At 68.9% G+C, this 25,806-nt stretch carries 25 protein-coding genes; 21 read left to right on the top strand and 4 right to left on the bottom strand.

Going from position 1 to position 25,806, the window contains the following annotated elements; all coding sequences use genetic code 11:
- Positions 1–30: 30 nt before the first annotated feature.
- Genes IE302_RS31570 through mpaM form a run of 3 tightly spaced genes read left to right on the top strand, consistent with a single transcriptional unit; the run spans position 31 to position 2,969 of the window.
- The gene (locus tag IE302_RS31570; protein ID WP_191258081.1) at positions 31–1,257 is read left to right on the top strand and encodes a class I SAM-dependent methyltransferase; all 1,227 of its coding nucleotides are present in this window, start codon (positions 31–33) and stop codon (positions 1,255–1,257) included.
- A gap of 5 nt (positions 1,258–1,262) precedes the next feature.
- Positions 1,263–2,087 carry a PIG-L deacetylase family protein gene (locus tag IE302_RS31565; RefSeq protein ID WP_191258080.1) on the top strand — a complete coding sequence of 275 codons (825 nt, stop codon included), beginning with the start codon at positions 1,263–1,265 and terminating at the stop codon, positions 2,085–2,087.
- Between the two features lie 39 nt (positions 2,088–2,126).
- Entirely contained in the window at positions 2,127–2,969 is an 843-nt protein-coding gene (mpaM, locus tag IE302_RS31560) for a daptide-type RiPP biosynthesis methyltransferase (protein WP_191258079.1), read from the top strand.
- Here the strand turns inward: mpaM and IE302_RS31555 are convergent.
- Positions 2,950–4,236: an aminotransferase-like domain-containing protein gene (locus tag IE302_RS31555; protein WP_191258078.1), complete on the bottom strand. Its 1,287-nt coding sequence runs from the start codon at positions 4,234–4,236 to the stop codon at positions 2,950–2,952. The genes mpaM and IE302_RS31555 overlap by 20 nt on opposite strands.
- Positions 4,237–4,474: 238 nt before the next feature.
- On the opposite strand from IE302_RS31555, the gene IE302_RS31550 reads away from it, so the two are divergent.
- The 15 genes from IE302_RS31550 (at position 4,475) to IE302_RS31480 (ending at position 21,331) form a co-directional block, all read left to right on the top strand.
- Positions 4,475–5,305 carry an alpha/beta fold hydrolase gene (locus IE302_RS31550; RefSeq protein WP_191258077.1) on the top strand — a complete coding sequence of 277 codons (831 nt, stop codon included), beginning with the start codon at positions 4,475–4,477 and terminating at the stop codon, positions 5,303–5,305.
- A complete protein-coding gene (locus IE302_RS31545; protein ID WP_191258076.1) occupies positions 5,302–7,038 on the top strand; it encodes an amino acid adenylation domain-containing protein in 1,737 nt (578 codons plus the stop codon). Before IE302_RS31550 ends, IE302_RS31545 begins: the two co-directional genes overlap by 4 nt.
- A 15-nt stretch (positions 7,039–7,053) precedes the next feature.
- Complete coding sequence (locus tag IE302_RS31540) at positions 7,054–8,244, top strand: cytochrome P450 (RefSeq protein WP_191258075.1); 1,191 nt, start codon at positions 7,054–7,056, stop codon at positions 8,242–8,244.
- Between the two features lie 111 nt (positions 8,245–8,355).
- On the top strand, positions 8,356–9,417 hold the full coding sequence (gene hppD, locus IE302_RS31535; protein WP_191258074.1) for a 4-hydroxyphenylpyruvate dioxygenase: 1,062 nt from the start codon (positions 8,356–8,358) through the stop codon (positions 9,415–9,417).
- Positions 9,414–10,490: an alpha-hydroxy acid oxidase gene (locus IE302_RS31530; protein WP_191258073.1), complete on the top strand. Its 1,077-nt coding sequence runs from the start codon at positions 9,414–9,416 to the stop codon at positions 10,488–10,490. Before hppD ends, IE302_RS31530 begins: the two co-directional genes overlap by 4 nt.
- 30 nt (positions 10,491–10,520) lie before the next feature.
- Positions 10,521–11,870, top strand: coding sequence for a cation:proton antiporter (locus IE302_RS31525; protein WP_191258072.1), 1,350 nt, complete (start codon positions 10,521–10,523; stop codon positions 11,868–11,870).
- Between the two features lie 131 nt (positions 11,871–12,001).
- Positions 12,002–13,432, top strand: coding sequence for an NDP-hexose 2,3-dehydratase family protein (locus tag IE302_RS31520; protein ID WP_191258071.1), 1,431 nt, complete (start codon positions 12,002–12,004; stop codon positions 13,430–13,432).
- Position 13,433: 1 nt separating this feature from the next.
- Entirely contained in the window at positions 13,434–14,405 is a 972-nt protein-coding gene (locus tag IE302_RS31515; protein ID WP_191258218.1) for an NAD-dependent epimerase/dehydratase family protein, read from the top strand.
- Positions 14,402–15,511: a DegT/DnrJ/EryC1/StrS family aminotransferase gene (locus tag IE302_RS31510; RefSeq protein ID WP_191258070.1), complete on the top strand. Its 1,110-nt coding sequence runs from the start codon at positions 14,402–14,404 to the stop codon at positions 15,509–15,511. The genes IE302_RS31515 and IE302_RS31510 overlap by 4 nt, the downstream gene beginning before the upstream one ends.
- Positions 15,512–15,534: 23 nt before the next feature.
- Entirely contained in the window at positions 15,535–16,152 is a 618-nt protein-coding gene (locus tag IE302_RS31505) for a dTDP-4-dehydrorhamnose 3,5-epimerase family protein (RefSeq protein ID WP_191258069.1), read from the top strand.
- A 111-nt stretch (positions 16,153–16,263) separates the two neighbouring features.
- On the top strand, positions 16,264–17,364 hold the full coding sequence (gene dpgA / locus IE302_RS31500) for a 3,5-dihydroxyphenylacetyl-CoA synthase DpgA (RefSeq protein ID WP_191258068.1): 1,101 nt from the start codon (positions 16,264–16,266) through the stop codon (positions 17,362–17,364).
- Between the two features lie 11 nt (positions 17,365–17,375).
- Positions 17,376–18,020: an enoyl-CoA-hydratase DpgB gene (dpgB, locus tag IE302_RS31495; protein WP_229908045.1), complete on the top strand. Its 645-nt coding sequence runs from the start codon at positions 17,376–17,378 to the stop codon at positions 18,018–18,020.
- Positions 18,017–19,231 (top strand): (3,5-dihydroxyphenyl)acetyl-CoA 1,2-dioxygenase DpgC, encoded by a 1,215-nt coding sequence (gene dpgC / locus IE302_RS31490; RefSeq protein ID WP_191258066.1) that lies wholly within the window; start codon positions 18,017–18,019, stop codon positions 19,229–19,231. The genes dpgB and dpgC overlap by 4 nt, the downstream gene beginning before the upstream one ends.
- The gene (gene dpgD / locus IE302_RS31485; RefSeq protein WP_191258065.1) at positions 19,228–20,025 is read left to right on the top strand and encodes an enoyl-CoA-hydratase DpgD; all 798 of its coding nucleotides are present in this window, start codon (positions 19,228–19,230) and stop codon (positions 20,023–20,025) included. Before dpgC ends, dpgD begins: the two co-directional genes overlap by 4 nt.
- Positions 20,026–20,254: 229 nt before the next feature.
- Positions 20,255–21,331 (top strand): 3-deoxy-7-phosphoheptulonate synthase, encoded by a 1,077-nt coding sequence (locus tag IE302_RS31480; RefSeq protein WP_191258064.1) that lies wholly within the window; start codon positions 20,255–20,257, stop codon positions 21,329–21,331.
- A gap of 491 nt (positions 21,332–21,822) precedes the next feature.
- Here IE302_RS31480 and IE302_RS31475 read toward each other — a convergent pair whose 3' ends face one another.
- Positions 21,823–22,224, bottom strand: coding sequence for a winged helix-turn-helix transcriptional regulator (locus tag IE302_RS31475; RefSeq protein WP_229908044.1), 402 nt, complete (start codon positions 22,222–22,224; stop codon positions 21,823–21,825).
- A gap of 28 nt (positions 22,225–22,252) precedes the next feature.
- On the opposite strand from IE302_RS31475, the gene IE302_RS31470 reads away from it, so the two are divergent.
- The gene (locus IE302_RS31470; RefSeq protein ID WP_229908043.1) at positions 22,253–22,825 is read left to right on the top strand and encodes a hypothetical protein; all 573 of its coding nucleotides are present in this window, start codon (positions 22,253–22,255) and stop codon (positions 22,823–22,825) included.
- A 39-nt stretch (positions 22,826–22,864) separates the two neighbouring features.
- Here IE302_RS31470 and IE302_RS31465 read toward each other — a convergent pair whose 3' ends face one another.
- Positions 22,865–23,755, bottom strand: a complete 891-nt coding sequence (locus IE302_RS31465; RefSeq protein WP_191258063.1) for an oxidoreductase — start codon at positions 23,753–23,755, stop codon at positions 22,865–22,867.
- 95 nt (positions 23,756–23,850) lie between these two features.
- Between IE302_RS31465 and IE302_RS31460 the strand changes: the two genes are divergently transcribed.
- Positions 23,851–24,528, top strand: coding sequence for a response regulator transcription factor (locus IE302_RS31460; RefSeq protein ID WP_191258062.1), 678 nt, complete (start codon positions 23,851–23,853; stop codon positions 24,526–24,528).
- Here the strand turns inward: IE302_RS31460 and IE302_RS31455 are convergent.
- Positions 24,525–25,142 carry a C39 family peptidase gene (locus IE302_RS31455; protein WP_191258061.1) on the bottom strand — a complete coding sequence of 206 codons (618 nt, stop codon included), beginning with the start codon at positions 25,140–25,142 and terminating at the stop codon, positions 24,525–24,527. The two genes, IE302_RS31460 and IE302_RS31455, sit on opposite strands and share 4 nt — an antisense overlap.
- Before the next feature lie 329 nt (positions 25,143–25,471).
- Here IE302_RS31455 and IE302_RS31450 point away from each other — a divergent pair, with 329 nt between their 5' ends.
- On the top strand, positions 25,472–25,780 hold the full coding sequence (locus tag IE302_RS31450; RefSeq protein WP_191258060.1) for a hypothetical protein: 309 nt from the start codon (positions 25,472–25,474) through the stop codon (positions 25,778–25,780).
- The last annotated feature ends 26 nt before the right edge of the window (positions 25,781–25,806 follow it).

Raw genomic sequence — 25,806 nt, 5'->3', positions numbered from 1 at the left:
TCTTCGACGACAAAGCACAGAGGAGACCGCATGTCAGCCACGTCCCAGTGCCGCATCTGTGACGGCACCGTCAAGGAGTTCATCGATCTGGGGCGTCAGCCGCTCTCGGACGCGTTCGTGGTCCCCGGCGAGGAGAAGAAGGAGTTCTTCTTCCGGCTCGCCACCGGGATCTGCGACACCTGCACGATGGTGCAGCTGATGGAAGAGGTCCCGAGGGACCTGATGTTCCACGAGGCGTACCCCTATCTGTCCTCCGGTTCGGCGGTCATGCGCACGCATTTCGGCGAACTGGCCAAGCGGTTCCTGACCACGGAGCTGACCGGTGAGGACCCGTTCATCGTCGAACTCGGCTGCAACGACGGCATCATGCTGAAGGCCGTGGCCGAAGCGGGGGTGCGCCAGCTCGGTGTCGAACCGTCCGGCAGTGTCGCGGATCTGGCCGCGGCCAAGGGAATCCGAGTCCGCAAGGACTTCTTCGAAGAGGCGACGGCGATCGACATCCGCGAGCACGACGGCCCCGCCGACGTGATCTACGCGGCCAACACCCTGTGCCACATCCCTTACATGGACTCGATCCTGAAGGGCGTCACCCAGCTGCTCGGCCCGAACGGCGTGTTCGTGTTCGAGGACCCGTACCTCGGCGACATCGTGGAGCGCACGTCGTTCGACCAGATCTACGACGAGCATTTCTTCTTCTTCACGGCGCGCTCGGTCCAGGAGATGGCCCAGCGCAACGGTCTCGAACTCGTCGACGTCGAGCGCATCCCGGTGCACGGAGGCGAGGTCCGCTACACCCTCGCCCTCGCCGGTGCCCGCAAACCGACCGAGGCCGTGGCGGAGCTGCTGGCGTGGGAAGCGGAGCGGAAGCTCGCGGACTACGCCACGCTGGAACGGTTCGCCGCCAACGTGAAGAAGATCAAGGAAGACCTGATCGCGCTGCTGACCAAGCTCCGCGCCGAGGGCAAACGCGTCGTCGGCTACGGCGCGACGGCCAAGAGCGCCACGGTGACCAACTTCTGTGGTATCACCCCGGATCTGGTGGAGTTCATTTCGGACACCACGCCCGCCAAACAGGGCAGGCTCAGCCCGGGGCAGCACATCCCGGTCCGCGAGTACCGGGAATTCGCCGACGACCACCCGGAGTACGCGCTGCTGTTCGCCTGGAACCACGCCGACGAGATCATGAACGCGGAGCAGGGTTTCCGTGACTCGGGCGGGCAGTGGATCCGGTACGTGCCGAACGTGCACGTGAGCTGATCGCCGTGACCCGAGACCTCGACGCGGCCAGGATCGTGGCGATCTCCCCGCATCTGGACGACGCGGTGCTGTCCTTCGGGGCCGGGCTCGCCCAGGCGGTGGAGAACGGCGCGAAGGTGACCGTCCACACGGTGTTCGCCGGTACCGCCGAGCCCCCGTTCTCACCGGCGGCGGACCGGCTGCACTCGATCTGGGGCCTCTCGCCGGATCAGGACGCTTCGCTCCACCGCCGCGACGAAGACATCGCCGCGCTCGGCCACCTGGGCGCGGAGTACCGGCACGGCCGGTTCCTCGACGCGATCTATCGCAAGGCGCCGGACGGCCGATGGCTGGCCGACAACGTGCCCGGCAGGCAGAAGCTGTCCATCGGCAGTGGGACGCCGGAAGACGATCCGGAGCTGTTCGCCGCGGTGACGGAGGACGTCAGGGCGGTCGTCGTAGAGTGCGCGCCGGCGCTGATCCTGACCAGCGCGGCCGCCAGCGGTCATATCGACAACCGGATCGCGCGGGACGCGACGCTGCTCGTCGCGCGGGAGAAGGGCATCCCGGTGCGGCTGTGGGAAGACCTCCCGCACGCGATGTTCGCGCCGGACACCGCCGAACTCCCGGCGGGTTCCCGCCTCGGTGCTCCCGATTTCGTCTCCGTCGAACCGGCGTCGCGGATCCGGAAATTCGAAGCGCTGCGGCTCTACCCGACTCAGATGGCGATGCTCCACGGTCCGGAAAAGGACCTTTTCGCGCAACTGGAAAAGCACGCCGGGAAAAGCTCGCCGGACGGCGGATACGGGGAAACGACCTGGCCGGTGATCGCTCGTGAGGAAAACGGCTGAATCGGGCCGAAGAAGAATGTCGACCTGGAGGTAGTCCTGATGACCGATCACTTCGAGCGTGGCCCGGCACGGACCGCGCACGCCGGTGTTCTGCTGGCCTCGGCGGGTGACCGAGGCGTTCTGTGCGACTTCTACGACGAGGACGGCTCGGACACCTATCGGGATTTGATCCAGGACTCCGACGGCACCCTGGAAACGCGGGAATTCGCCGCCCGCGTTCCCGGGGATCCCGGACCCGTGCTGGAGCTCGCGGCCGGAATGGGCAGGCTCACGTTCCCCTTCCTGGAACTCGGCTGGGACATGACCGCCCTGGAGCTGTCGGCCACGGTGGTCGCCGCGTTCCGGAAGCGGCTGGCGGAAACGCCGCCGGACCTCCGGGAGCGCTGCACGGTGGTGCAGGGGGACATGAGCGCCTTCGCTTTGGACAAGCGTTTTGGCACGGCGGTCATCAGCTCGGGCTCGATCAACGAACTCGACGAGGCCGACCGGAAAGGCCTGTACGCCTCGGTCCGCGAGCATCTCGAACCCGGCGGGAAATTCCTGCTCAGCCTGGAATTGACGAAGCCCGTCGAGGCCGAGCCGACGGAGCGGCAGCAGGAGTTGCCGGGCCGCAGTGGCACGCGGTACGTGCTGCACGTGAAGATCCTGCCGTCGGAGGAGCTCCAGGAGATCACCATCTACCCCGCCGACGAGGCCGCGGATCCCTTCGTCGTCTGCACGCATCGCCGGCGGCTCGTCACGGTGGACCGGATCGTGCAGGAACTCGGGCGGGCCGGCTTCGACGTGACCGCGCAGGCCCCCTTCGCTTCCACCAGCGCGGGTCGTGAAGACATGGTGCTGGTGGAAGCGGTCGTGCGAGAGGTCACGGCAGCCGCGAAGTGATGAGCGCGGCGAGCCTGCTCACGCCCTCCTCGATCAGCTCCGGCGTGAGCAGGCTGATGGACAGCCGGAGCTGATTGAACCCGTCTTTGCCGCCGTAGAAGTGATGCATCGGGGTGAACAGCACACCGTGGTCGCGGGCGGCGTCCGCCAGCAGTTCGTCGTCGACGACGAAGGGCACGGTGACGGTGACGAAGAACCCGCCCGTCGGGGTGTTCCAGCCGACCCCGGGTGCCCCGCCGAGCCTGCGGTCGAGTTCGTTCAGCGTCAGGTGGAGATTGCGCTGGTAGATGGCGGTTTCCCGGACGTTGGCCTTGGTCAGGCTGAAGTCGTTGAGCAGCAGCTTCCCGGCGATCACCGCCTGGGCGATGGGGGAGGTGTTCACCGTGAGCATCCCCTTGAGCTTGGAGAGCTGGTCGGCGTACAGGCCGCCGCCCGCCACCCGCTGATCCGCCACCGCGAACCCGACCCGGGCGCCGGGCATGCCGGTCTTGGCGAAGGAACCGATGTAGACCACGGTCCCCGACCGGTCGAGCGCCTTCAGCGTCGGGAGGCGCTCCGCCCCGAAGAGCCCGTACGCGTTGTCCTCCAGCAGCAGGATCCCGTGGGCCTCGGCGACGTCGAGGAGCCGGTGGCGGGACGGCAGATCCATGCTGGTGCCGGTGGGGTTGGCGAAGTTCGGGGTCACGTAACAGGCCCGGACCCGCTTGCCCTGTTCGTCGGCCCGCTTCAGCTGGAGGACGAGGTCGTCGGGGTCGATGCCGTTCTCGGTGGAGCGCACCGGCCAGACGGGGGTGTCGGTGAGCAGCGCAGCCCCGGTCAGCCCGACGTAAGTGGGGGCGGGGGCGAGCAGCACGTCCCGTTCGTTCGCCCGCAGCGTGCGGAGCACGAGGAACATCGCTTCCTGGGCGCCCACGGTGACGACCACGGATTCCGGGGCGGCGTCGATGTTCTCGTCCTCGGCGAGGTTGCGGGCGATGATGTCGGCGATGATGCCCTTGGTGGTGCCGTACTGAAAGAGCGCGCGGGTGACCCCGGCCTCGTCCACTTTCCGGTCGCGCCGGAGATGGTCGCAATAGGCGTCGAGATAATCGTGAATGAGCCGGATGTCGAAGAACTCTTCGTAGGGACGGCCTGCCGCCATGGAAATGGCCACGGGATATTCGTCGATCAGCTCGTTGAGCAGATTCATCGACGAAATGGCGGGGTCGGTGAGCGATCCGTGCAGCGCTGCCATGTCCAAATGGGTGGACAAACCGTTCGAATCCATAAATGCTAGGATTTCCATGCGGTGCCGAAGTGTCAAGCAGGAATCGTGGACGCGATTTCCGTCCATGTCCAGTTCCTGATCCTTCCGGATAATCGATATCCGAAGGTACGGTCACACCCGTGCGCCGCGGATCTGGGGATCGCACGTTCCACATCAGACGGAAACCGGCGCCGGCGGAATTCGCCGGCGGCCATGTCGCTGCGCGCCGTGGATCCGCGGTGAGCGGGGAAGGACCATCATGCTGATGACAACCGAGAACGGGATCCGGTTGTCTTACCACGATCAAGGCGACGGTCCGGCTGTCCTGTTGCTGACCGGCACCGGGGCCCCGAGCTCCGTCTGGGACCTGCATCAGGTACCCGCGCTCCGCGCCGCCGGATTCCGCGTGATCACCATGGACAACCGCGGGATCCCGCCGAGCGACGAGGGCGCGGGCGGGTTCACCGTCGAGGACCTCGTCGAGGACGTGGCCGCCCTGATCGACTACCTCGACGCCTCGCCGTGCCGCGTGATCGGCACGTCGATGGGTTCCTACATCGCGCAGGAACTGGCCCTCGCCCGGCCGGAGCTGCTGGACTCGGTCCTGCTGATGGCGGCCTGCGGCAAGAGCAGTCTCGTGCAGCGAGAGCTCGCGGAAGGCGAAGCGAAGCTGATCGAGCAAGGCATCGAGCTGCCGCCGGGTTTCCTCGCCGCTGTAAGGGCCATGCACAACCTGGGGCCCGCGACACTCGCCGACGACGACCTCGCCGGCGACTGGCTCGACCTGTTCGCCGCGGCGGGTTCCTGGGGGCCGGGTGTCCGCGAGCAACTGCTGCTGAGCGCGTTGCCCGACCGCCTCGACGCCTACCGCTCGATCAAGGTGCCCTGCCACGTCGTCTCGTTCGGGCACGACCTCGTGGCGCCACCGGCCGCCGGACGCGAGCTGGCCTCCGCGATCCCCGGCGCGACGCACCGCACGATTCCCGGGTGCGGGCATTTCGGCTACCTGGAGAACCCGGAAGCGGTGAACCGCGAGCTGATCCGGTTCCTGCGCACCGAATCCCGCGAGACACTGGGGGAGACCGCATGACCGTCCTTTCGGCGGCCACGACACCGGCCCTGTTCGAGGCGACCGCAGCCGTGCTGCCGGATCGGCCCGCGGTGGCGATGGACACCACCACACTCACCTACGCCGAACTCAACGGGGAAGCCAACCGGCTCGCGCGACGGCTCGTGGCGCGCGGGGTGGGTCCCGAGCGGCTGGTCGCGCTCGCGATGCCGAGGTCGATCGAGTTCGTCATCGCGATCCTCGCCGTGCACAAGGCCGGAGCCGCGTACGTGCCTGTCGACCCGGACTATCCGGAGGAACGCAAACGGCACATGCTGGACGACACGGCGGCGCAGGTCCTGCTGTGCCTGCCGGGGCAGGACGTGCCCGGTGCCGCCGTCGTCCTGAGCGTGGAACGGGAGCCGGGGCTTTCCGCGCCGAACCTGGACGACCAGGACCGGCTCGGACCGTTGAGACCCGACCATCCCGCGTACGTCATCTACACCTCGGGCTCGACCGGGAAGCCGAAGGGCGTGCTGGTCACGCATCGCGGGATCCCGAACCTGGCCGACGACTATGTGCGCCGTCAGAAACTGGTGCCGGACAGCAGGTTGCTGGCCTTCGCCTCCCCCAGCTTCGACGCCGCGGTCGCCGAGTTCTGGCCGATCTGGCAGGCGGGTGGCTGCCTAGTGCTGGCCTCCGCGCCGGACCTCGTCCCCGGCGAGCCGCTCGGCAGGCTGGTGCGCGAACAGGGCATCACCCATGTCACGCTGCCGCCGTCCGCGCTGGCACCGCTGGAGGAGTCGGGCGGCCTGCCCGCCGGGCTGACCCTCCTGGTGGCGGGCGAGGCGTGCCCGGCACCGGTCGCGAAACGCTGGGCCATGGACCGCGTGATGATCAACGCCTACGGCCCGACCGAGGTCACCGTGGCGGTGACCGCGAGCGAACCGCTGACCGGTGAGGACACCCCGCCGATCGGCAGGCCGATCACCGGTGTCCGTACCTATGTCCTGGACGAGCTGCTGCGGCCCGTCCCGGACGGGGACGTGGGCGAGCTGTACACGATGGGCCCCGGTCTCGCCCGCGGCTACCTCAGAAGGCCGGCCGCGACCGCGGAGCGATTCCTGCCGGATCCCTTCGGCGAACCGGGCGGCCGCATGTACCGCACCGGCGACCGGGTGCGGACGCGTCCGGACGGCCAGTTCGTCTTCGTCGGCCGGGTCGACGACCAGCTGAAGGTCCGCGGCCACCGGATCGAGCCCGGCGAGGTCGAGTCCGCGCTGCTCGCCGTGGACGGGGTCGCCCAGGCGGTGGTGACCGCGCACGACAACCGGCTCGTCGCCTACGTGGTCGGCACCGGGGGCGCGCGCGTGACGGCCGACGAGCTCCTCCCGCCGTTGCGGGAACGGATGCCTTCCTATCTGGTGCCCGACGTGGTGGTCAGCCTGCCGAAACTGCCGGTCTCGCCGAACGGCAAGGTCGACCGGACCGCTTTGCCCACGCCCGAAGAGGAGAGCGCCGAGCGCGCGGCTTCGGGGCGGGCGCCGAGCACCCCGACGGAGATCCTGCTCGCCGAGCTGTTCGCCGACGTGCTCGGTGTCGGCAGCGTCGGCGTCGAGGACAGCTTCTTCGAGATCGGCGGCCATTCGCTGCTCGCGACCCGGGTGGTGAGCCGTATCCGCGAAAGCCTGAAGATCCGGCTGAGAGTGCAGGCCTTCTTCGACGCGCCGACCGTGGCACAGCTCGCCAAGGTGCTCGACGGCGCACTCACCTGATCTGGAGATCCCTTCATGCAGACGACGAAGACCGTCGACCTCGGCGACCCCGATCTGTACACGACCTTGGACCGCCACGCCCGGTGGCGTGAGCACGCGGCGGAAGACGCGATGGTGTGGAGCGAGCCGGGCAGTTCTCCCACCGGTTTCTGGTCGGTGTTCTCGCATCGGGCGTGTGCCGCGGTCCTCGGGCCGAACGCCCCGTTCACCTCCGAGTACGGGATGATGATCGGCTTCGACCGGGACCACCCGGACACCTCGGGTGGCCAGATGATGGTGGTGTCCGAACAGGACCAGCACCGGAAACTGCGCAAACTGGTCGGGCCGCTGCTGTCCAGGGCGGCCGCGAAAAAACTGTCGGACCGGGTGCGGACCGAGGTGAGCGGCGTGCTCGACCGGGTGCTCGACGGCGAGGTGTGCGACGTCGCCGCCGAGATCGGCCCGCGGATCCCCGCCGCGGTCGTCTGCGACATCCTCGGGGTCCCCGCCGAGGACCAGGACATGCTCATCGACCTGACCAATCACGCGTTCGGCGGCGAGGACGCGTTGTTCGACGGGATGACGCCGCGTCAGGCGCACACCGAGATCCTCGTCTACTTCGACGAGCTGATCGGCGCGCGCCGCGCGAGCCCCGGCGACGACCTCGTCAGCACGCTGCTGACCGACGACGAACTGTCGATCGACGACGTCGTGCTCAACTGCGACAACGTGCTGATCGGCGGCAACGAGACCACCCGGCACGCGATCACCGGTGCGGTGCACGCGTTCGCCACCGTGCCGGGCCTGCTGGACCAGGTGCGGGACGGGGGCGCGGACGTCGACACGGTCGTGGACGAAGTGCTGCGCTGGACTTCGCCCGCGATGCACGTGCTGCGGGTGACGACCGGCGACGTCACGATCAACGGCCGCGACCTGCCGCCCGGCACGCCGGTGGTCGCGTGGCTGCCCGCCGCGAACCGGGATCCCGCCGTGTTCGACGATCCCGACACGTTCCGGCCGGGACGGAAACCCAACCGGCACATCGCCTTCGGGCACGGGATGCACCACTGTCTCGGGTCCGCGCTCGCCAGGATCGAACTGGCGGTCGTGCTGCGGGAGGTGGCCGAGCGAGTGTCGCGAGTGGACCTGGTGGCCGAACCCGCCTGGCTGCGCGCGATCGTCGTGCAGGGGTACCGGGAACTCCCGGTGCGGTTCATCGGCCGCTGAGTCCATGTCCGTCCTGTGTGGACGGAGAGTGTCAAGCGGACACCATTGATGCACAAGGGGCTTCGGGTCATCCTGTGCATGAGGATCACATCTATTCCACGGAGGAATGCCTTGTCTTCTCAAGAAAGCACGCAGAGCTTCGAGATCGACTATGTGGAAATGTACGTGGCCAACCTCGAGGTCGCCGCGTCGGGCTGGATGGACAAGTACGGCTTCTCCGTCGCCTCCACCGACCGGTCGGCCGACCACCGGAGCGTGACACTGCGACAGGGACCGATCGCGCTGGTCCTCACCGAGCCGACGTCGGACCGGCACCCCGGGGCGACCTACCTGCAGACCCACGGTGAAGGCGTCGCCGACATCGCGCTGCGCACCCCGGACGTGGCCGCCGCCTTCGAGGCCGCGGTGAAGGCGGGCGCGGAGGCCATCCGCGAGCCGGGCGAGCGCGCGGACTCGGTCGTCACGGCCACCGTCAGCGGCTTCGGCGACGTCGTGCACACCCTGATCCAGCGGGACGTCTCCGGTGAATCGCCGGACGCCTTCCGCGGCAAGGGAGTATTGGAACTGCTCGCGATCGACCACTTCGCGGTCTGCCTGAACGCGGGGGATCTCGGCCCCACGGTGGCCTTCTACGAGCGCGCCCTCGGGTTCAAGCAGATCTTCGAAGAGCACATCGTGGTCGGTGCCCAGGCGATGAACTCCACCGTCGTGCAGAGCGTTTCGGGGGCGGTCACCCTCACCCTGATCGAGCCGGACAAGAACGCCGACCCCGGCCAGATCGACGACTTCATCAAGGAACACCACGGATCCGGCGTGCAGCACATCGCCTTCACCAGCCCGGACGCGGTCCGCGCGGTCAAGGAGCTTTCCTCGCGCGGGGTGGAGTTCCTGAAGACCCCGGACGCCTACTACGACCTGCTCGGCGAGCGGATCGAACTGGAGACGCACTCGCTGGACGACCTGCGGGCGACGAAGCTGCTCGCCGACGAGGACCACGGCGGCCAGCTGTTCCAGATCTTCACCGCCTCCACGCATCCGCGGAAGACCATCTTCTTCGAGATCATCGAGCGGCAGGGCGCCGGCACCTTCGGCAGCTCCAACATCAAGGCCCTGTACGAAGCCGTGGAGCTGGAGCGGACCGGACAGAGCAAGCTCGGCCCCGTCCGTCGATGACCCACTTCTGCCTGGACGATCTCGAGCGTTCGGCGCGGGCCGTCCTCCCCGGCGAGATCTGGGACTTCCTCGCCGGGGGCAGCGGCGCGGAGGCCTCCCTGGAGGCCAACCGCGCCGCGCTCGAGCGGATCTTCGTGATCCCGCGGATGCTGCGTGAGCTGACCGGCGGCACCATCGGGACCGAGATCCTCGGCCGCCGCGCCGAACTGCCGGTGGCGGTCGCGCCGGTCGCGTACCAGCGGTTGTTCCATCCCGAAGGCGAACTCGCGGCGGCCCGCGCCGCCCGGGACGCCGGCGTGCCGTACACCATCTGCACGCTGAGCAGTGTCCCGCTGGAGGAGATCGCGGCCGTCGGCGGACGGCCCTGGTTCCAGCTGTACTGGCTGCGCGACGAGAAACGATCGCTCGATCTCGTCCGCCGCGCGGAGGACGCCGGCTGCGAGGCGATCGTGTTCACCGTGGACGTCCCGTGGATGGGACGGCGCCTGCGTGATCTGCGGAACGGCTTCGCGTTGCCGGATTCCGTGACGGCGGCCAACTTCGACGCCGGGGACGCCGCGCACCGCCGGTCCAGCGGGCATTCGGCGGTCGCGGACCACACCGCGCGCGAATTCGCCCCGGCCACCTGGGAATCCGTCGAGGCGGTCCGTGCGCACACGAAGCTCCCGGTGGTGCTCAAGGGGATCCTCGCGGTCGAGGACGCGAGCCGTGCCGTCGACGCGGGCGTCGGCGGGATCGTGGTGTCCAACCACGGAGGCAGGCAGTTGGACGGCGCCGTGCCGGGAATCGAGATGCTGGGCGAGATCGCCGCCACCGTCTCCGGCGGTTGCGAAGTGCTGCTGGACGGCGGGATCCGGAGCGGCGGCGACATCCTCAAGGCGATCGCGCTGGGGGCGTCGGCCGTCCTGGTCGGACGGCCGGTGATGTGGGGGCTCGCCGCGGGCGGCGAGGACGGCGCCCGGGAGCTGCTCGACCTGCTCGCCGTCGAATTCCGGAACGCGCTGGGCCTCGCGGGCTGTGACTCGGTGGGCGCGGCCCGCCGGCTGGGCACCAGGGTCTCCCGTCACGGCTGACGCCGAACCGAACTTTCCCGAAGGAGGAAGGTGTTTCTCTCGCTTCCGGCGCCGGTCGCCCCGATCGCCGCCCACAGTCTCCTGATCTTCTTGCTGCAGGTCGGTTTGCTGCTCCTGCTCGCCGTCGTCTTCGGGCGGCTGGCCGCCCGGTTCGGGATGCCCGCGGTGGTCGGCGAACTGGTCGTCGGGGTGATCCTGGGTCCGTCGTTGCTGGCCTGGGCCGCACCGGGGCTGCACGGCTGGCTTTTCCCCGCCGTCGACGAGCAGTACCACCTTCTCGACGCAGTCGGGCAGATCGGTGTCATCCTGCTGGTCGGTTTCACCGGTATGCAGATGGACATGGGCCTGCTCAAGCGGCGGCGCGCCGCGGCCGCCGGGGTGGGTCTCGGCGGCCTGATCGTCCCTCTCGGACTCGGTATCGGCGCGGGGTACGTCCTGCCCAAGGTGCTGGTTCCCGAAGGCACGGACAGCACCGTCTTCGCGCTGTTCCTCGGCGTGGCGTTGTGCGTCAGCGCCATCCCGGTCATCGCCAAGACCCTGATGGACATGAAACTGCTGCACCGCAACGTCGGGCAGCTCACGCTCGCCGCAGGTGCGATCGAGGACGCCTTCGGCTGGTTCATGCTGTCCATCGTCAGCGCGATGGCGGTCACCGCCGTGTCCGCGGGCGCCGTGCTCATCTCGCTCGGTTACCTGATCGGCGTCATCGTCTTCGCGCTCACCCTCGGCAGGCCGCTGGTCCGGGGTGTGCTGCGCGCGGCGGCCAGATCCGACGGTCCCGGGCTCACCGTCTCCGCCGCCGTCGTCCTGATCCTCCTGGCCTCGGCCGGAACGCAGGCGCTCGGCCTGGAGGCGATCTTCGGCGCCTTCCTCTGCGGCATCCTGATCAGCACCGCGGGCAAGGTGGAACCGGCCAAACTGGCTCCGCTGCGCACGGTCGTCCTTGCCGTCTTCGCGCCGGTCTTCTTCGCCACGGCCGGATTGCGGATGGATCTCACCGCGCTGATCCGCCCGCAGGTCCTGCTCACCGGGCTGGCGGTGCTCGCACTGGCCATCGTCGGCAAATTCGTCGGCGCGTACGCCGGCGCGCGGCTCAGCGGCCTGAACAAATGGGAGGGGCTGGCGCTCGGCGCCGGACTGAACGCGCGCGGTGTCATCGAGATCGTGGTGGCCATGGTGGGGCTGCGGCTGGGCATCCTCAGCGTCGAGATCTACACGATCATCATCCTGGTCGCGATCGTCACTTCGCTGATGGCGCCGCCGATCCTGCGGTTCGCGATGAAGAGGCTGGAGCAGACCGCCGAGGAAGAAGTCCGCGAGTCCGAGCACCGGGCGTGGTCTTCGCAACCGGCGAAAAGCGAGCAGGAACAACCGCTTTAACGCTCTGTGGGGATTGGACGACCTGGACCGCCACACCGGACCGAAGTTACCGTTCCAGGAGTCCTTTCCGGTCGGACGCGGGGCGGAAGAGACCGAAGTTTTCGTTGGCACGCAAAGGGGATCAGCCGGTCATGACAAGGAGTCCGTTGGCGCCGCCCTTCCTTGACCCGCCGGCCGCGGTGCGTCCCCGTGACGCCCTCGGCCACGCGGACCGCGTTGCCTTGTCCGCCTCGACCACCGACGGCGCGCACCTGCGGACCGAGGACGTCCGCGCCTGGATCGCCGAACGCCGCGAGGCCAACGTGTTCCACGTCGAACGCATCCCCTTCGCGGAGCTGGACCAATGGGGATTCGAAGAAGCCACCGGCAACCTCGTGCACCGGAGCGGGCGGTTCTTCACCATCGAGGGCCTGCACGTCGTCGAGGCCGACGGCCCGCACGGCGACGGCCCCTACCGCGAATGGCAGCAGCCGGTCATCAAACAGCCCGAGGTGGGCATCCTCGGCATCCTGGCCAAGGAGTTCGGCGGTGTGCTGCATTTCCTGATGCAGGCCAAGATGGAGCCGGGGAACCCCAACCTGGTTCAGCTCTCGCCGACCGTGCAGGCCACCCGCAGCAACTACACCAAGGCGCACGGCGGCACGAACGTCAAGCTGATCGAGTACTTCGCCCCGCCCGATCCGGAGCACGTCATTGTCGACGTCCTCCAGGCGGAACAGGGCTCGTGGTTCCTTCAGAAGTCGAATCGCAACATGATCGTCGAGACCGTCGACGACGTGCCGCTGTGGGACGACTTCTGCTGGCTCACCCTCGGCCAGATCGCGGAGCTGATGCACGAGGACGAGACGATCAACATGAACGCCAGGAGCGTGCTGTCGTGCCTGCCGTACCACGACAAGGCACCCGGCGCGCTGTTCTCCGACGTCCAGCTGCTGTCGTGGTTCACGAACGAGCGCTCGCGGCACGACATCCGCGCCAGCCGCATCCCGCTCAAGGAAGTGCGCGACTGGAGGCAGGGCGTCGAGGAGATCGAGCACGAGGACGGCCGCTACTTCAAGGTCCTCGCGGTCGCGGTCAAGGGCAGCAACCGCGAGAAGGTCACCTGGACCCAGCCGTTGATCGAATCGGTCGGGATGGGCCTCATCGCGTTCCTCGTCCGCGAGATCGGCGGCGTGCCGCACGTCCTGGTGCACGCCCGCGCCGACGGCGGTTTCCTGGACACGGTCGAGCTGGCGCCGACCGTCCAGTGCACGCCTCAGAACTACACGCATCTGCCCGCGGAGGAACGCCCGCCCTTCCTCGACGCCGTCCTCGGCGCGCCGCGGTCGCGGATCCGTTACGAGGCGATCCATTCCGAGGAAGGCGGCCGCTTCCTCAGTGTCAGGGCCCGCTATCTCGCGATCGAGGCGGACGACACGGTCGACCCGCCGCCCGGCTACGCCTGGGTCACCCCGGGCCAGCTCACCGCGCTCACCCGGCACGGGCACTACGTCAACGTCGAGGCGCGTACGCTGCTCGCCTGCCTCAACGCCGCGGCGGCGCAGCCTCAAGGCGGTGCCTGACATGAAGACGGTCACCGTCCTCGGCGCGTCGGGCTTCGTCGGTTCGGCGGTCACCCGCGCGCTGGCGCGGAGGCCGATCCGGCTGCGGGCGGTGGCGCGCAGGCGGATCACGCCGCCGGCAGGCCAGGCCGAGACCACCGTCGTCAGCGCCGACCTCACCGACCGGGCCGCGCTCGCCGGCGCGGTCGCGGGATCGGACGCGATCGTGTACCTGCTGCTGGGAGAGGGCGGCTGGCGCGCGGCCGAGGGCGCCGAACGCGTGAACGCGGGCGTGCTGCGGGACCTCGTCGAGATCATCGGCGGCGGCCACGGGCCGCCTCCGGTAGTGGTGTTCGCCGGTTCCACCTCGCAGGTCGGGGTACCGCCCCGCGAACCGCTCGACGGGACCGAGCCCGACCACCCGGCGACACCTTACGACGTGCAAAAGCTGGCGGCGGAACAGTTTCTCAAGAAGGCCACGGCCGACGGCCTGGTCCGCGGGATCAGCCTGCGGCTGCCGACCATCTTCGGCGAGACCGTCACGGAAGACGCGAACCACGACCGCGGCGTCGTGTCCGCCATGGCGCGGCGGGCACTCGAAGGCCTGCCGCTCACCATCTGGGGAGACGGCACGGTGCGGCGCGACCTGGTCCACGTCGACGACGTCGCGGCCGCGTTCACGGCGGCGCTGGATCATCCGGATTCCCTGGCGGGCGGGCATTGGCTGATCGGTGCGGGCCGGGGTGACCGGCTGGGCGAGGTCTTCCGGCTCGTGGCGGAGGAGATGTCCGAGCACACCGGGAACAGCCCGGTGGAAGTGACCTGTGTGGAACCGCCGTCGCACGCGCCCGAGACGGATTTCCTGAGTATCACCATCGATTCCACGCCGTTTCGGGCGATCACCGGCTGGCGTCCGGAGATCTCGCTGCCCGAAGGGGTGCGTCGCACTGTCGCCGCTTTGACGTCATCAGTTCATGGAAAGGTTCGCACATGACCACGCGCGTATGGGATTACCTGGCCGAATACGGGACGGAGCGGCTCGATCTGCTGGACGCGGTCGAAACGGTCTTCAACTCGGGACAGCTCGTGCTCGGCGCGAGCCTGCGCGGCTTCGAGTCGGAATTCGCCGCGTACCACGGAGCCGGGCACTGCGTCGGTCTCGACAACGGGACGAACGCGATCAAGCTCGCCCTGCAGGCGCTGGGTGTCGGGCCGGGCGACGAGGTGATCACGGTGTCCAACACCGCCGCGCCGACCGTCGTCGCCATCGACGGCACCGGGGCCACCCCGGTCTTCGTCGACGTCCGCGAGGACGACTTCCTGATGGACACCGGCCTGGTCGAAGCCGCGATCACCGAGCGCACCAAATGCCTGCTGCCCGTGCACCTGTACGGCCAGTGCGTGGACATGGCCCCGCTGAAGGAACTCGCCGCGAAGCACGGACTGTCCATTCTGGAGGATTGCGCCCAGGCGCACGGTGCCCGCCAGAACGGGACGATCGCGGGAACGACCGGCGACGCGGCCGCGTTCTCCTTCTATCCCACCAAGGTGCTCGGCGCGTACGGCGACGGCGGCGCGGCCATCACCTCCGACGAGGCCGTGGACCGGCGGCTGCGGCGCTTGCGGTACTACGGCATGGAAGAGCGCTACTACACGGTGGAGACGCCCGCCCACAACAGCAGGCTGGACGAGGTCCAGGCGGAGATCCTGCGGCGCAAGCTCAAGCGGCTCGACGCGTACACGGCGGGCAGGCGGGCCGTCGCCGAGCGCTACGTCGAGGGGCTCGGCGACACCGAGCTGAAGCTCCCGCGGACCGCGCCCGGCAACGAGCACGTGTACTACGTCTACGTGGTGCGGCACCCGCGACGCGACGAGATCATCGAGCGGCTCAAGGCGTACGACATCCACCTGAACATCAGCTACCCGTGGCCGGTGCACACCATGACCGGATTCGCGCACCTCGGCTACGAGACGGGATCGCTGCCGGTCACCGAGAAGCTGGCGACCGAGATCTTCTCGCTGCCGATGTACCCCGCGCTTTCCCCGGACCTGCAGGACAAGGTCATCCACGCGGTCCGCGAAGTGCTGTCCGCGCTCTGATCACGCCGACCACGGGAGCAGCCGTGCAATCACGCAAACTCGCCGTCGAGGGGGCGATCGAGTTCACCCCCCGGGTGTTCCCCGACGACCGGGGCCTGTTCGTCTCGCCGCTCCAGGAGGAGGCCTTCACCGAGGCCCACGGAAGCCCGCTCTTCCCGGTGGTGCAGACGAATCACAGCCGGTCCAAACGCGGCGTGGTGCGGGGGATCCACTACACGACGACACCGCCGGGTACCGCGAAGTACGTCTATTGCGCGAGCGGCAAGGCCCTGGACATCGTGGTCGACATCCGGGTCGGCTCGCCGACGTTCGGCCGGTGGGACGCGGTCGTGCTGGACCAGCGGCACCATCGGGCGATGTACTTCCCCGTCGGCGTCGGCCACGCGTTCGTGGCGCTCGAAGACGACACCGTCATGTGGTACCTGCTTTCCACGGCCTACACGGCGGAGAACGAACTCGCCCTGTCGGTCCTGGATCCCGCGCTCGGCCTGCCCATCGACCCCGGCGTCGAACCGATCCTGTCCGAACGGGACCAGGTGGCGATCACGCTCGCCGAGGCGGAACGGCAGGGGCTGCTGCCGGACTACGCCACCAGCCAGGAACTCGAACGCCGGTATTCCGGCGTCCCCCTCGCCACCTGATCCCGAAAGCGAAAGCGTCCACCACTGCACGAGAAAGGTGAGATCGATGCCCGCTGCGCGGTTCAAGCAGCTACTCCGAAGCAAGTTGAGAACATGGGGATGGATGTATCGATGACTGCCCTTGCCGAATCTTTCGAAGACCTGTCCGTCCACAACGGACTGACCGAGATCACCAGGTTCGCCGGCGTGGGAACCGCGGTCTCCGAGTCGTCCTACTCGCAGACCGAGCTGCTCGAAATCCTCGACGTCGAGGATCCGAAGATCCGGTCGGTCTTCCTGAACAGCGCCATCGACCGGCGTTTCCTCACCCTTCCCCCGGAGAGCCCCGGTGGCGGACGCGTGTCCGAACCGCAGGGCGACCTCCTCGACAAGCACAAGAAGATCGCCGTCGACATGGGATGCCGGGCCCTGGAGGCCTGCCTGAAGTCGGCGGGCGCGACGCTTTCCGAGCTGCGTCACCTGTGCTGTGTCACCTCGACCGGGTTCCTGACCCCCGGCCTGAGCGCGCTGATCATCCGCGAGATGGGCATCGACCCGCATTGCAGCCGCTCCGACATCGTGGGCATGGGCTGCAACGCCGGCCTGAACGCGCTCAACGTGGTCTCGGGCTGGTCCGCAGCGCACCCCGGCGAACTCGGCGTCGTCCTGTGCAGCGAGGCGTGTTCCGCCGCCTACGCCCTGGACGGAACCATGCGGACCGCGGTGGTCAACAGTCTTTTCGGGGACGGATCCGCCGCCCTCGCCCTCGTTTCCGGTGACGGGCGCGTGCCCGGTCCCCGGGTCCTGAAGTTCGCCAGCTACATCATCACCGACGCGGTCGAGGCCATGCGGTACGACTGGGACCGCGACCAGGACCGGTTCAGTTTCTTCCTCGACCCGCAGATCCCCTACGTGGTCGGCGCGCACGCGGAGATCGTCATCGACCGGCTGCTGGGCGGGACGGGCCTGCGCCGCAGCGACATCGGCCACTGGCTGGTGCACTCGGGCGGGAAGAAGGTGATCGACGCGGTCGTCGTCAACCTCGGCCTCAGCCGGCACGACGTCCGCCACACCACCGGTGTGCTGCGTGACTACGGGAACCTCTCCAGCGGCTCCTTCCTCTTCTCCTACGAGCGGCTCGCCGACGAAGACGTCGCCCGCCCCGGGGAATACGGCGTACTCATGACCATGGGGCCCGGCTCCACAATCGAAATGGCGCTTATTCAATGGTGACGCGTGAAGAAGTGAACGGTGAGCCAGTGCTGCGTTTCGACGGCGCCCGCACGGTGACCGCCGCGGCGGTCGAGGAGATCGGCACCCTCTGCGATCGTGCCGAGGACCACCGGGAACCGGGGCCGGTCATCGTCCACGTGACGGGGGCCCCGCCCGCGGACTGGGCGAAGGGGCTGACGGTCGGCCTGGTGTCCAAATGGGAGCGGGTCGTCCGCCGGTTCGAACGGCTCGGCAGGCTCACCGTCGCGGTGGCGTCGGGGGAGTGCGCCGGAATGGCGCTGGATCTCCTCCTCGCCGCCGACGTCCGGATCGCCGAGCCGGGAACCCGGTTGCGGCTGGCGGGCGCGGGCGGCGGCACCTGGCCCGGGATGAGCGTGTACCGCCTCACCAAACAGGCCGGTGCGGCGGGCATCCGGCGGGCCGTGCTGCTCGGAACCCCGATCGACACCGACCGCGCGCTCGCCCTCAACCTCATCGACGAGGTGTCCGCGGAGCCGGCGAAGACACTGGCCGGGCTGGCCGGGGTCACCGACGGGGCGGAGACGGCGATCCGTCGCCAGCTGATCTTCGAAGCGGGCTCGACCACCTTCGAGGAGGCTCTCGGCGCTCACTTGGCCGCGGCGGACCGGGCGCTGCGGCGGGAAGCCAAGTCGTGACGACGCTCGCGCCAGGGCCCGATCTCCGGGCCCTGGCGGGGGAGGCCCACCGCGCCGACGACGAGATCCGTGCGCTGCGCACGGCCTTCGTCGAGGCGCACGCCGAGGAGATCTACGACGTACTCACCGACGGCAGGACGCGATACCTGAGGATCGACGAACTCGTCCGCGCCGCGGCACTCGCGTACCCCGGCCTGGTGCCCTCGGAAGAGCAGATGACGGCCGAGAATTCCCTGCCACAAGCGGAGAAGGAAGGGCGCGAGATCGACCAGGGCATCTTCCTGCGCGGGATCCTGCGCGCGCCGAAGGCCGGTCCGCATCTGCTCGACGCCATGCTCCGCCCCACCGCCAGGGCGATCGAGCTGCTGCCCGGGTTCGTCGAGACCGGCGTCGTGGAGATGGAGGCCGTCCGGCTGGAACGCCGGGACGGCGTCGCGCACCTGACCCTGTGCCGGGACGACTGCCTGAACGCCGAGGACGCGCAGCAGGTCGACGACATGGAGACCGCGGTCGATCTGACCCTGCTCGATCCGTCCGTCCGAAGTGGACTCCTGCGGGGCGGGGTGATGAGTCATCCGCGCTATCTGGGCCGCCGGGTGTTCTGCGCGGGCATCAACCTCAAGAAGCTCAGCTCGGGCGACATCCCGCTCGTCGATTTCCTGCTGCGGCGGGAAGTCGGCTACCTCCAGAAGATCTTCCGCGGCCTGCTCACGGAGGACTCCTGGCATTCACGGCTGACCGACAAGCCCTGGATGGCGGCCGTGGATTCCTTCGCCATCGGCGGCGGGACCCAGCTGCTGCTGATCTTCGACCACGTGCTGGCGGCGTCCGACGCCTACCTCAGCCTGCCCGCGGCCAAGGAAGGGATCATCCCCGGGGTGTCGAACTTCCGGCTTTCCCGGATCGCCGGGCCGCGTGTGGCCCGGCAGGTGATCCTCGGCGGCCGCCGGCTCCGGGCGGACGAGCCGGACGCCCGGTCGATCGTCGACGAGGTCGTTCCGCCCGAAGAGATGGACGAGGCGATCGACCGCGCGCTGGCCCGGCTCGACGGGGAAGCCGTGGTGGCCAACCGGCGCATGCTGAACCTGGCCGAGGAGCCACCGGAGGAGTTCCGCCGGTACATCGCCGAATTCGCGCTGCAGCAGGCTTTGCGCATCTACGGGGCGGACGTGATCGGCAAGGTGGACGGTTTCGCGGTGGGTGCGCGATGAGCGAAACCGGGGTGCGGTACGAAAAGAAGGACCACGTCGCCTACGTGACGATGGACCGGCCCGAGGTGCTGAACGCGATGGACCGGCGGATGCACACGGAACTCGCCGGGATCTGGGACGACGTCGAGGCCGACGACGACGTCAGGGCCGTGGTCCTGACCGGCGCGGGAGACCGCGCGTTCTCCGTCGGCCAGGACCTCAAGGAACGCGCGCGGCTGACCGAGGCGGGGGTGGAGGCCTCGACGTTCGGCAGTGCGGGCCAGCCGGGGCATCCGCGGCTGACCGACCGGTTCACGTTGTCGAAGCCGGTGGTCGCCCGCGTGCACGGGTACGCGCTGGGCGGCGGTTTCGAACTGGTGCTGGCGTGCGACATCGCCATCGCCTCCGAGGAGGCCGTCTTCGCGTTGCCGGAGGTGCGGCTCGGGCTGATCGCTGGTGCCGGGGGAGTGTTCCGGCTGCCGCGGCAGCTTCCGCAGAAGGTCGCGATGGGATATCTGCTGACCGGACGCCGCATGGACGCGGCGACGGCGTTGCGCTACGGACTGGTGAACGAAGTCGTTCCTTTCAGCGAACTGGATCGGTGTGTCGCGGAATGGACGGACGATCTCGTGCGCGCCGCCCCGCTTTCGGTCCGCGCGATCAAGGAGTCCGCGTCGCGGTCGCTGGACCTCCCCTTGGAAAAGGCTTTCGAGGCCTCGTATCCGTGGGAAGAACGCCGTCGCCGGAGCGCGGACGCCGAGGAAGGCGCCCGCGCCTTCGCCGAGAAACGGGATCCGATTTGGACCGGGCGATAGAATCGCCGATCGCGCGGCGGCCGGGTTGGACGGTGCTTTTTCCGTTGTCTTGAGTGACGGATGGTGGGAGATTTCGGGGTAAGAGAAAACACCGAAAAATCTCCTCGCATCGAGTGAGGCCGGGCTTTTCCCGAGCTAGCTTCGTCGTTCACCCGAGACCGCCTGCCGTGCGGTGGGAAATCCCGGCTTTCCCACCGCTCTCGGCGGGCAGAAATCCTGGATACCTGTGATGACAACGATCGCCGCCGTCGAACTCGACAACCAGCGCATCGACCGTCTGGTCCCGTTGGTCACCCCCGCCCTGCTGCACCATGAACTCCCGCTCAGCGCCACCGCGGCCGACACGGTGCGACAGGGCCGCGAAACCGTCGTCCGCGTCCTCGACGGCACGGACGACCGGCTGCTCGTGATCGCCGGACCCTGCTCCATCCACGATCCCGCCGCCGCGCTCGAATACGCCGACCGCCTCACCGCCCTCGCCGGCCGGTTCGTCAACGATCTGCTGATCGTCATGCGGGTCTATTTCGAAAAGCCCCGTACGGTCGGCGGCTGGAAAGGGCTCATCAACGACCCGCACCTCGACGGCACCGGCGACGTCAACCGCGGGCTGCGCATCGCCAGGGACCTGCTCCTCGAACTGGCCGAGGCCGGCCTGCCCGCCGCGTGCGAATGGCTGGACACCACCATCCCGGCCTACCTCGCCGACACCGTCTCGTGGGGCGCGATCGGGGCCAGGACCGTGGAAAGCCAGAATCACCGCATGCTGGCCAGCGGCCTGTCCATGCCCGTCGGCTTCAAGAACCGGCGCGACGGCGATGTCACCGTCGCCGTCGACGCCATCCGGGCCGCCGAGGCGCGGCACGTCGTCCCCGGCGTCGACCCGAGCGGCCTGCCCGCGATCCTGCACACCGTCGGCAACCCCGACTGCCACGTCGTCCTGCGCGGGGGCAACAGCGCGCCTAACCACAACCCGGCGTCCGTCCGCGCGACGCTGACCACCCTGCAGAACGCCGGGCTTCCGCGCCGCGTGGTGATCGACGCCAGCCACGACAACAGCCGCAAGGACCACCTCCGGCAGGCCGTCGTCGCCGAGCAGATCGCCGAGCAGGTCAGGAACGGCCAGCGCGGCATCGTCGGCGTCATGCTCGAATCCAACCTCCAGGCTGGCCGCCAGGACCTCCACCCCGACCGGCCGCTCACCTACGGGCAGTCGATCACGGACGCCTGCGTCGACATCGCCGCCACCCAGGACATCCTCGAAACCCTCGCCAGGGCGGCCGCCGCCCGCCGGACCGGAGCCAAATGAGGCGAGGGCGCGAGTGAGCTGTCGGTCGGGGTGGTCGTGAGTGGCGCTGCGCGATGCCGGACCTGGGGCACCCACTGTGTGGATTTCGGCGCGTTGGATGCACCGAAATCCACACGGTCCCGCGTGACCGGACCGGTCGCGAAGGGGTGTGTGGAAACAGGGACGTTCAACGTCCCTGTTTCCACACACCCCTCACCCTGAGCGACACTCCGCGCCCTCATCGGCCACGTCAACCGGACACCTTTGCCTTACCCCTCAACGTCCCCGATCCTCCGTTGATCAAGGGTCGTGCCGGTCACGACCGGTGGCATACGACATGACGAGGGAAGATTCCGGACGTTCAACGGCCGGCATCTTCCCCTGCCACCCGCACAAGACCGAGTGTGGAGGGTTCAGGACGTTGTGAAAGCCACCTTCGCAACCTTGAATGTTGTGAAGGTGGCTTTCACAACGCCGCCGACCCACTCGACCCACTTGACCCGCGCGGGCCGCTAGCCGATCGCGTCGGCGCACCCCATCGCCGGGTTCGGCGAGTCCTCGCCGCCGACGTGCCGGAGATGCGCCTCGCCCCAGACCCTGACCCCTTCGACCACGGGCAGGACCGTGGTCCCGTAGGGAGTGAGCCGGTAGATCACGGGCGCCGGGATCGGCCCGGTCACCACGCGTTCGACGAGTCCGTCGGCTTCGAGTTCCCGCAGCTGCTCGGCCAGCACCTTGGGCGTGATCGGCGCGCCCCGGCGGCGAAGCCCGGCGAAATGGGACTCGCCGTGGGCGAGCCAGTACAGCAGCGTCAGTTTCCATTTCCCGCCGATGGCGGCGAACGCGGCGGCCATCGGGCAGCCCGGCAGTGGGTTGGGGCGCGAAAGGTTACCCGAAGGTGCCTTCTTGTCCATGGCCGTGCTCCGCTCCGATAGTCGGACCATGACCGTGCCATACAAACGAATCCTGACGGTGTGCCTTTCGGCCGTCCTGCTGATCGCGACGGCGGCGTCGGGCGACGCTTCGCCATCTCCCGGCGCCGCCGACGGCCAACGCGCCTTCGACTGGGAGATCGGCACCTGGCGCTCCACCGTGCGCGTCCTCGCCGAACCGCTTTCGGAGTCCGCGGACGAATGGCTCCGGTTCGCGGGCACCAGCACCGTGCGCCCGCTCATGGACCGCCGCGCGAACGCCCTCGAGTTCGAGGTCTCGGGACCGGACGGCCGCATCGACGCCCTCAACCTGCGGCTGTACGAACCGCAGGCGCAGCGGTGGAGCCTGACCTTCGTCAACATGCGCGACGGTCTGCTCACCCCGGCCGTCTACGGCGGGTTCCGCGACGGCGTCGGCGACTTCCGCGGCGACGACACCCTGGGCGGCCGTCCGATCAAGGTGCGCTTCCTGATCTTCCGGCCCGGTCCGGACGACGCGCGGTTCGAGCAGGCGTTCTCGGCCGACGGCGGGACGACCTGGGAGACGAACTGGGTCGCCGTGGACCACCGGATCCGCAAGTGACTTGAACCGGTGAGCTGAATCAGTGGCCGAACGAGCCCGCTATCCGCGCGCGATGGCGTCGAGCAGGGCCAGCTCGTCGTCGCCGAGCCGGATGGCGCCCGCCGCGACGTTCTCTTCCAGATGCCCGGGGTCGCCGGTGCCGGGGATGGCGAGCACGTGCGCGCCCCGGTGCAGCGTCCAGGCGAGCCGGATCTGCGCCGGGGTCGCGTCGTGCGCCGCGGCGACCTTCGCGATCTCGGCCTGGCCCGGGACGGTGCCGGGCGTGGTGGCGCCGGGCACCGAGGTCGTCACGGCGAAGAAGGGCACGAACGCGATGCCGTGGTCCGCGCACAGGTCGACCAGGGCGTCGTCCTCGCGGTCGGTCAGGCCGTAGCGGTTCTGCACGCAGACCACCGGCGCGATCATCCGCGCTTCGAGCAGCTGTTCCGGCAGGATGTTGGAGATGCCGAGGTGGCGGATCAGGCCCGCCTCGCGCAGCTCCGCCAGCGCGCCGAAATGGTCGGCCACCGAACCGGGCTCCTTGCCCATCGCGGCGCCCCAGCGCAGGTTGACGACGTCGAGGTGGTCGAGCCCGAGCTGCCGGATGTTCTCCTCGACCTGTCCGCGAAGCTGGTCAGGGCGCGCGTAGAAGAACTCGCCGTCGCGGGACCGGCCGGCCCCCACCTTCGTGGTGATCACGAGGTCTTCGGGGTAGGGCTGGAGCGCGGTGCTGATCAGCTCGTTCGCCGAGCGTGTGGGGGTGAAATAGAACGAAGCGGTGTCGATGTGGTTCACGCCGAGCTCGATCGCGCGGCGCAGGACGGCGATGGCGTCCTCGCGGCTCTTGGGTTTCTCGTCCCAGGGCATCCCGGTCAGCCGCATCGCGCCGAGGCCGACCCGGTTGACGGTGAGGTCGCCGAGCCGCCAGGTGCTGTCGTGAAGATTCGTCATACCCATCAGCGTCGCGACGGGCCCGCCGGAAGTCAGAAAATGGCAACAAGCTGCCACCTGGTCGCGAGCGGCGAGAGTGGGGCAGTATCGAGGTCATGCGGACGAGCGACGGCCTCACGCGGGCGGGCGATTCGGTCGTCGTCGTGCGCGGCGAAGAGGAGCTGTTCCGCCGGGTCGGGCACCTGTTCTCGACCGTGACCGACCTCGCCTGTGCCGCCAACGACCTCGCGACCTGGGTGGCCGACCGCAGGTCCGACGAGCTCACCGAGGCCGCCGAGCGCCGCGCGGGCGAGGTCCGGATCCGCAAGATCTACCGGGCCGGGCTGCTGCTCGACCAGGGATCGGCCCAGGAACTGAGGCGGGTCCGAGACCGGTTCGGAGCGCGGATCCGCATCTCCACCGAGGACGTCAACGAAACGATCGTCATGGACGGCAAGCTCGTGATCCTGGCCGGTGACCTCACCGCCGGACAGCGCGGCTACAGCGTCATCACCCAGCCCGAGACCGTTCAGGGCGTGATGTCGCTGTTCGAGACGGCCTGGCGAGCCGCGACCGAGCTCGACGTCTACGACGCGCAGGTCACCGAGATCCGGCGGCTCGCGCCCGCGGTGCTGGACCTGCTCGGCAGCGGGGTCAAGGACGAGGCCGCCGCCCGGACCCTCGGCCTCGGCGTGCGGACCTACCGGCGCCGGGTGGCCGAGCTGATGTCCGCGCTGGGCGCCGAGTCCCGCTTCCAGGCGGGCGTCCGGGCACGTGAACTCGGCCTGGTCTAGGTCCTGTCCTGTCCCGCGCGGCCGAAGACCATGCCGCGCGCGGCGTAGAACCGCGCGAAGTCCTCGTCGTCCACATAGGCGTCTTGCTGACCGTGCGGGCCGGTCCCCGACGGGTTGTTCATCACCAGGCCCGACTCGGTCACGGCGGTGACCAGCACCAGATGCCCGCCCTTCCTGGGCGGTTCGCTCTTCGGTTCCCTGATCGACTTGTGCACCGACGCCATCACCTGATGTCCCCGCGCGACCAGGTCCCGCAGCTCGGACAGGCCGAAATCGACCCGCACCTCGCCGTCGAGCCCGAACCGGTCCGCCGCCCAGTCGAGGAAAGGCGCGTAGATCAGGCCGTGCACGCCGTTCTCGTGCCGCACGTAGCCGCCGAACCGCTCGCATTCCTTGGCCAGTTCGACGCTCGGCGGGACTTCTTGTCCCCGATGGGCCAGCATCATCCGCAAGCACGCCATGCCGCAGGCTCGCCACGACCAGAATTCATACTCCCGAGCGGAAACGGCGCCGGAATCCGCCCATCGCGGGTCGTCGGCGGCGGACATCGCGCCGGTGACGATCGCCGTCGCGAGTTCGGGGGACTCCCATTGCGAGAAATACGGAATGGGCATGCGCGCAGTCTTCCACAGGGAACTGTCGCGCAGCCGGCGGCGCGACACCCGAACGAGCGATGATCGATTACTGAAGGTAGTCGATCACGGTCGGGTCGCCTCACCCGGGCGCTGTCGGCATCCGGCCGTCGGCGGTCGCCGAAGAGGTAAGATCTTCGGGCCGACGTCGGGGAACCAACACGCTGCCGGGTGCGTCGATGTACACGAACGGCGGCATCGCCGTTTCCGGAAACGGCGCGCACGGGTGGGCGGGAGCTCATAGGGTGCGCGGTACAGCAATGTGGGCAGACGAAGTGCGGGCGCAGGCGCCGTGACTGGAGGGATCATCCATGACTCGCCGATTCGATCCGGAGCAGATCGCGTCGTTGGCCAAGAAGGTCGGCGGGCTCAAGGACGGCTTCAACGGGACGAGCAAGGACTTGGGCGACGGCGACCCCGGGGGCGCGTTCGGCGACCTGAGCAACGCGGCCAGCACGGGTAAGACGATGAAGGGGTTCCACCAGGGCGTGAACGCGCATCTGGACGCCGCCTCGAAGCTCGTCGACGCCGCGTCCATCGCGCTGTCCAACGCCGCCCAGCGCATGCGGAACGACGAAGCCGCGGGTGTCCACACCCTCCGCGGCCGCGAGCGGGACTGATCGGACTGAAGACCGGAACCAGGGGG

The sequence above is a fragment of the Amycolatopsis oliviviridis genome (assembly GCF_014654365.1).
In the GTDB taxonomy this organism is placed as follows: domain Bacteria; phylum Actinomycetota; class Actinomycetes; order Mycobacteriales; family Pseudonocardiaceae; genus Amycolatopsis; species Amycolatopsis oliviviridis.
This window is presented reverse-complemented; position numbering and strand designations above follow the sequence as displayed.

What these genes read in the sequence shown, in the direction of transcription:
- IE302_RS31570 (WP_191258081.1), top strand. Translation starts at nt 31, where the DNA reads ATGTCAGCCACGTCCCAGTGCCGCATCTGTGACGGCACCGTCAAGGAG.
- mpaM (WP_191258079.1), top strand. Translation starts at nt 2,127, where the DNA reads ATGACCGATCACTTCGAGCGTGGCCCGGCACGGACCGCGCACGCCGGT.
- IE302_RS31555 (WP_191258078.1), bottom strand. Translation starts at nt 4,236, where the DNA reads ATGGATTCGAACGGTTTGTCCACCCATTTGGACATGGCAGCGCTGCAC.
- IE302_RS31550 (WP_191258077.1), top strand. Translation starts at nt 4,475, where the DNA reads ATGCTGATGACAACCGAGAACGGGATCCGGTTGTCTTACCACGATCAA.
- IE302_RS31545 (WP_191258076.1), top strand. Translation starts at nt 5,302, where the DNA reads ATGACCGTCCTTTCGGCGGCCACGACACCGGCCCTGTTCGAGGCGACC.
- IE302_RS31540 (WP_191258075.1), top strand. Translation starts at nt 7,054, where the DNA reads ATGCAGACGACGAAGACCGTCGACCTCGGCGACCCCGATCTGTACACG.
- IE302_RS31530 (WP_191258073.1), top strand. Translation starts at nt 9,414, where the DNA reads ATGACCCACTTCTGCCTGGACGATCTCGAGCGTTCGGCGCGGGCCGTC.
- IE302_RS31520 (WP_191258071.1), top strand. Translation starts at nt 12,002, where the DNA reads ATGACAAGGAGTCCGTTGGCGCCGCCCTTCCTTGACCCGCCGGCCGCG.
- IE302_RS31515 (WP_191258218.1), top strand. Translation starts at nt 13,434, where the DNA reads ATGAAGACGGTCACCGTCCTCGGCGCGTCGGGCTTCGTCGGTTCGGCG.
- IE302_RS31510 (WP_191258070.1), top strand. Translation starts at nt 14,402, where the DNA reads ATGACCACGCGCGTATGGGATTACCTGGCCGAATACGGGACGGAGCGG.
- dpgA (WP_191258068.1), top strand. Translation starts at nt 16,264, where the DNA reads ATGACTGCCCTTGCCGAATCTTTCGAAGACCTGTCCGTCCACAACGGA.
- dpgD (WP_191258065.1), top strand. Translation starts at nt 19,228, where the DNA reads ATGAGCGAAACCGGGGTGCGGTACGAAAAGAAGGACCACGTCGCCTAC.
- IE302_RS31480 (WP_191258064.1), top strand. Translation starts at nt 20,255, where the DNA reads ATGACAACGATCGCCGCCGTCGAACTCGACAACCAGCGCATCGACCGT.
- IE302_RS31475 (WP_229908044.1), bottom strand. Translation starts at nt 22,224, where the DNA reads ATGGACAAGAAGGCACCTTCGGGTAACCTTTCGCGCCCCAACCCACTG.
- IE302_RS31470 (WP_229908043.1), top strand. Translation starts at nt 22,253, where the DNA reads ATGACCGTGCCATACAAACGAATCCTGACGGTGTGCCTTTCGGCCGTC.
- IE302_RS31465 (WP_191258063.1), bottom strand. Translation starts at nt 23,755, where the DNA reads ATGACGAATCTTCACGACAGCACCTGGCGGCTCGGCGACCTCACCGTC.
- IE302_RS31460 (WP_191258062.1), top strand. Translation starts at nt 23,851, where the DNA reads ATGCGGACGAGCGACGGCCTCACGCGGGCGGGCGATTCGGTCGTCGTC.
- IE302_RS31455 (WP_191258061.1), bottom strand. Translation starts at nt 25,142, where the DNA reads ATGCCCATTCCGTATTTCTCGCAATGGGAGTCCCCCGAACTCGCGACG.
- IE302_RS31450 (WP_191258060.1), top strand. Translation starts at nt 25,472, where the DNA reads ATGACTCGCCGATTCGATCCGGAGCAGATCGCGTCGTTGGCCAAGAAG.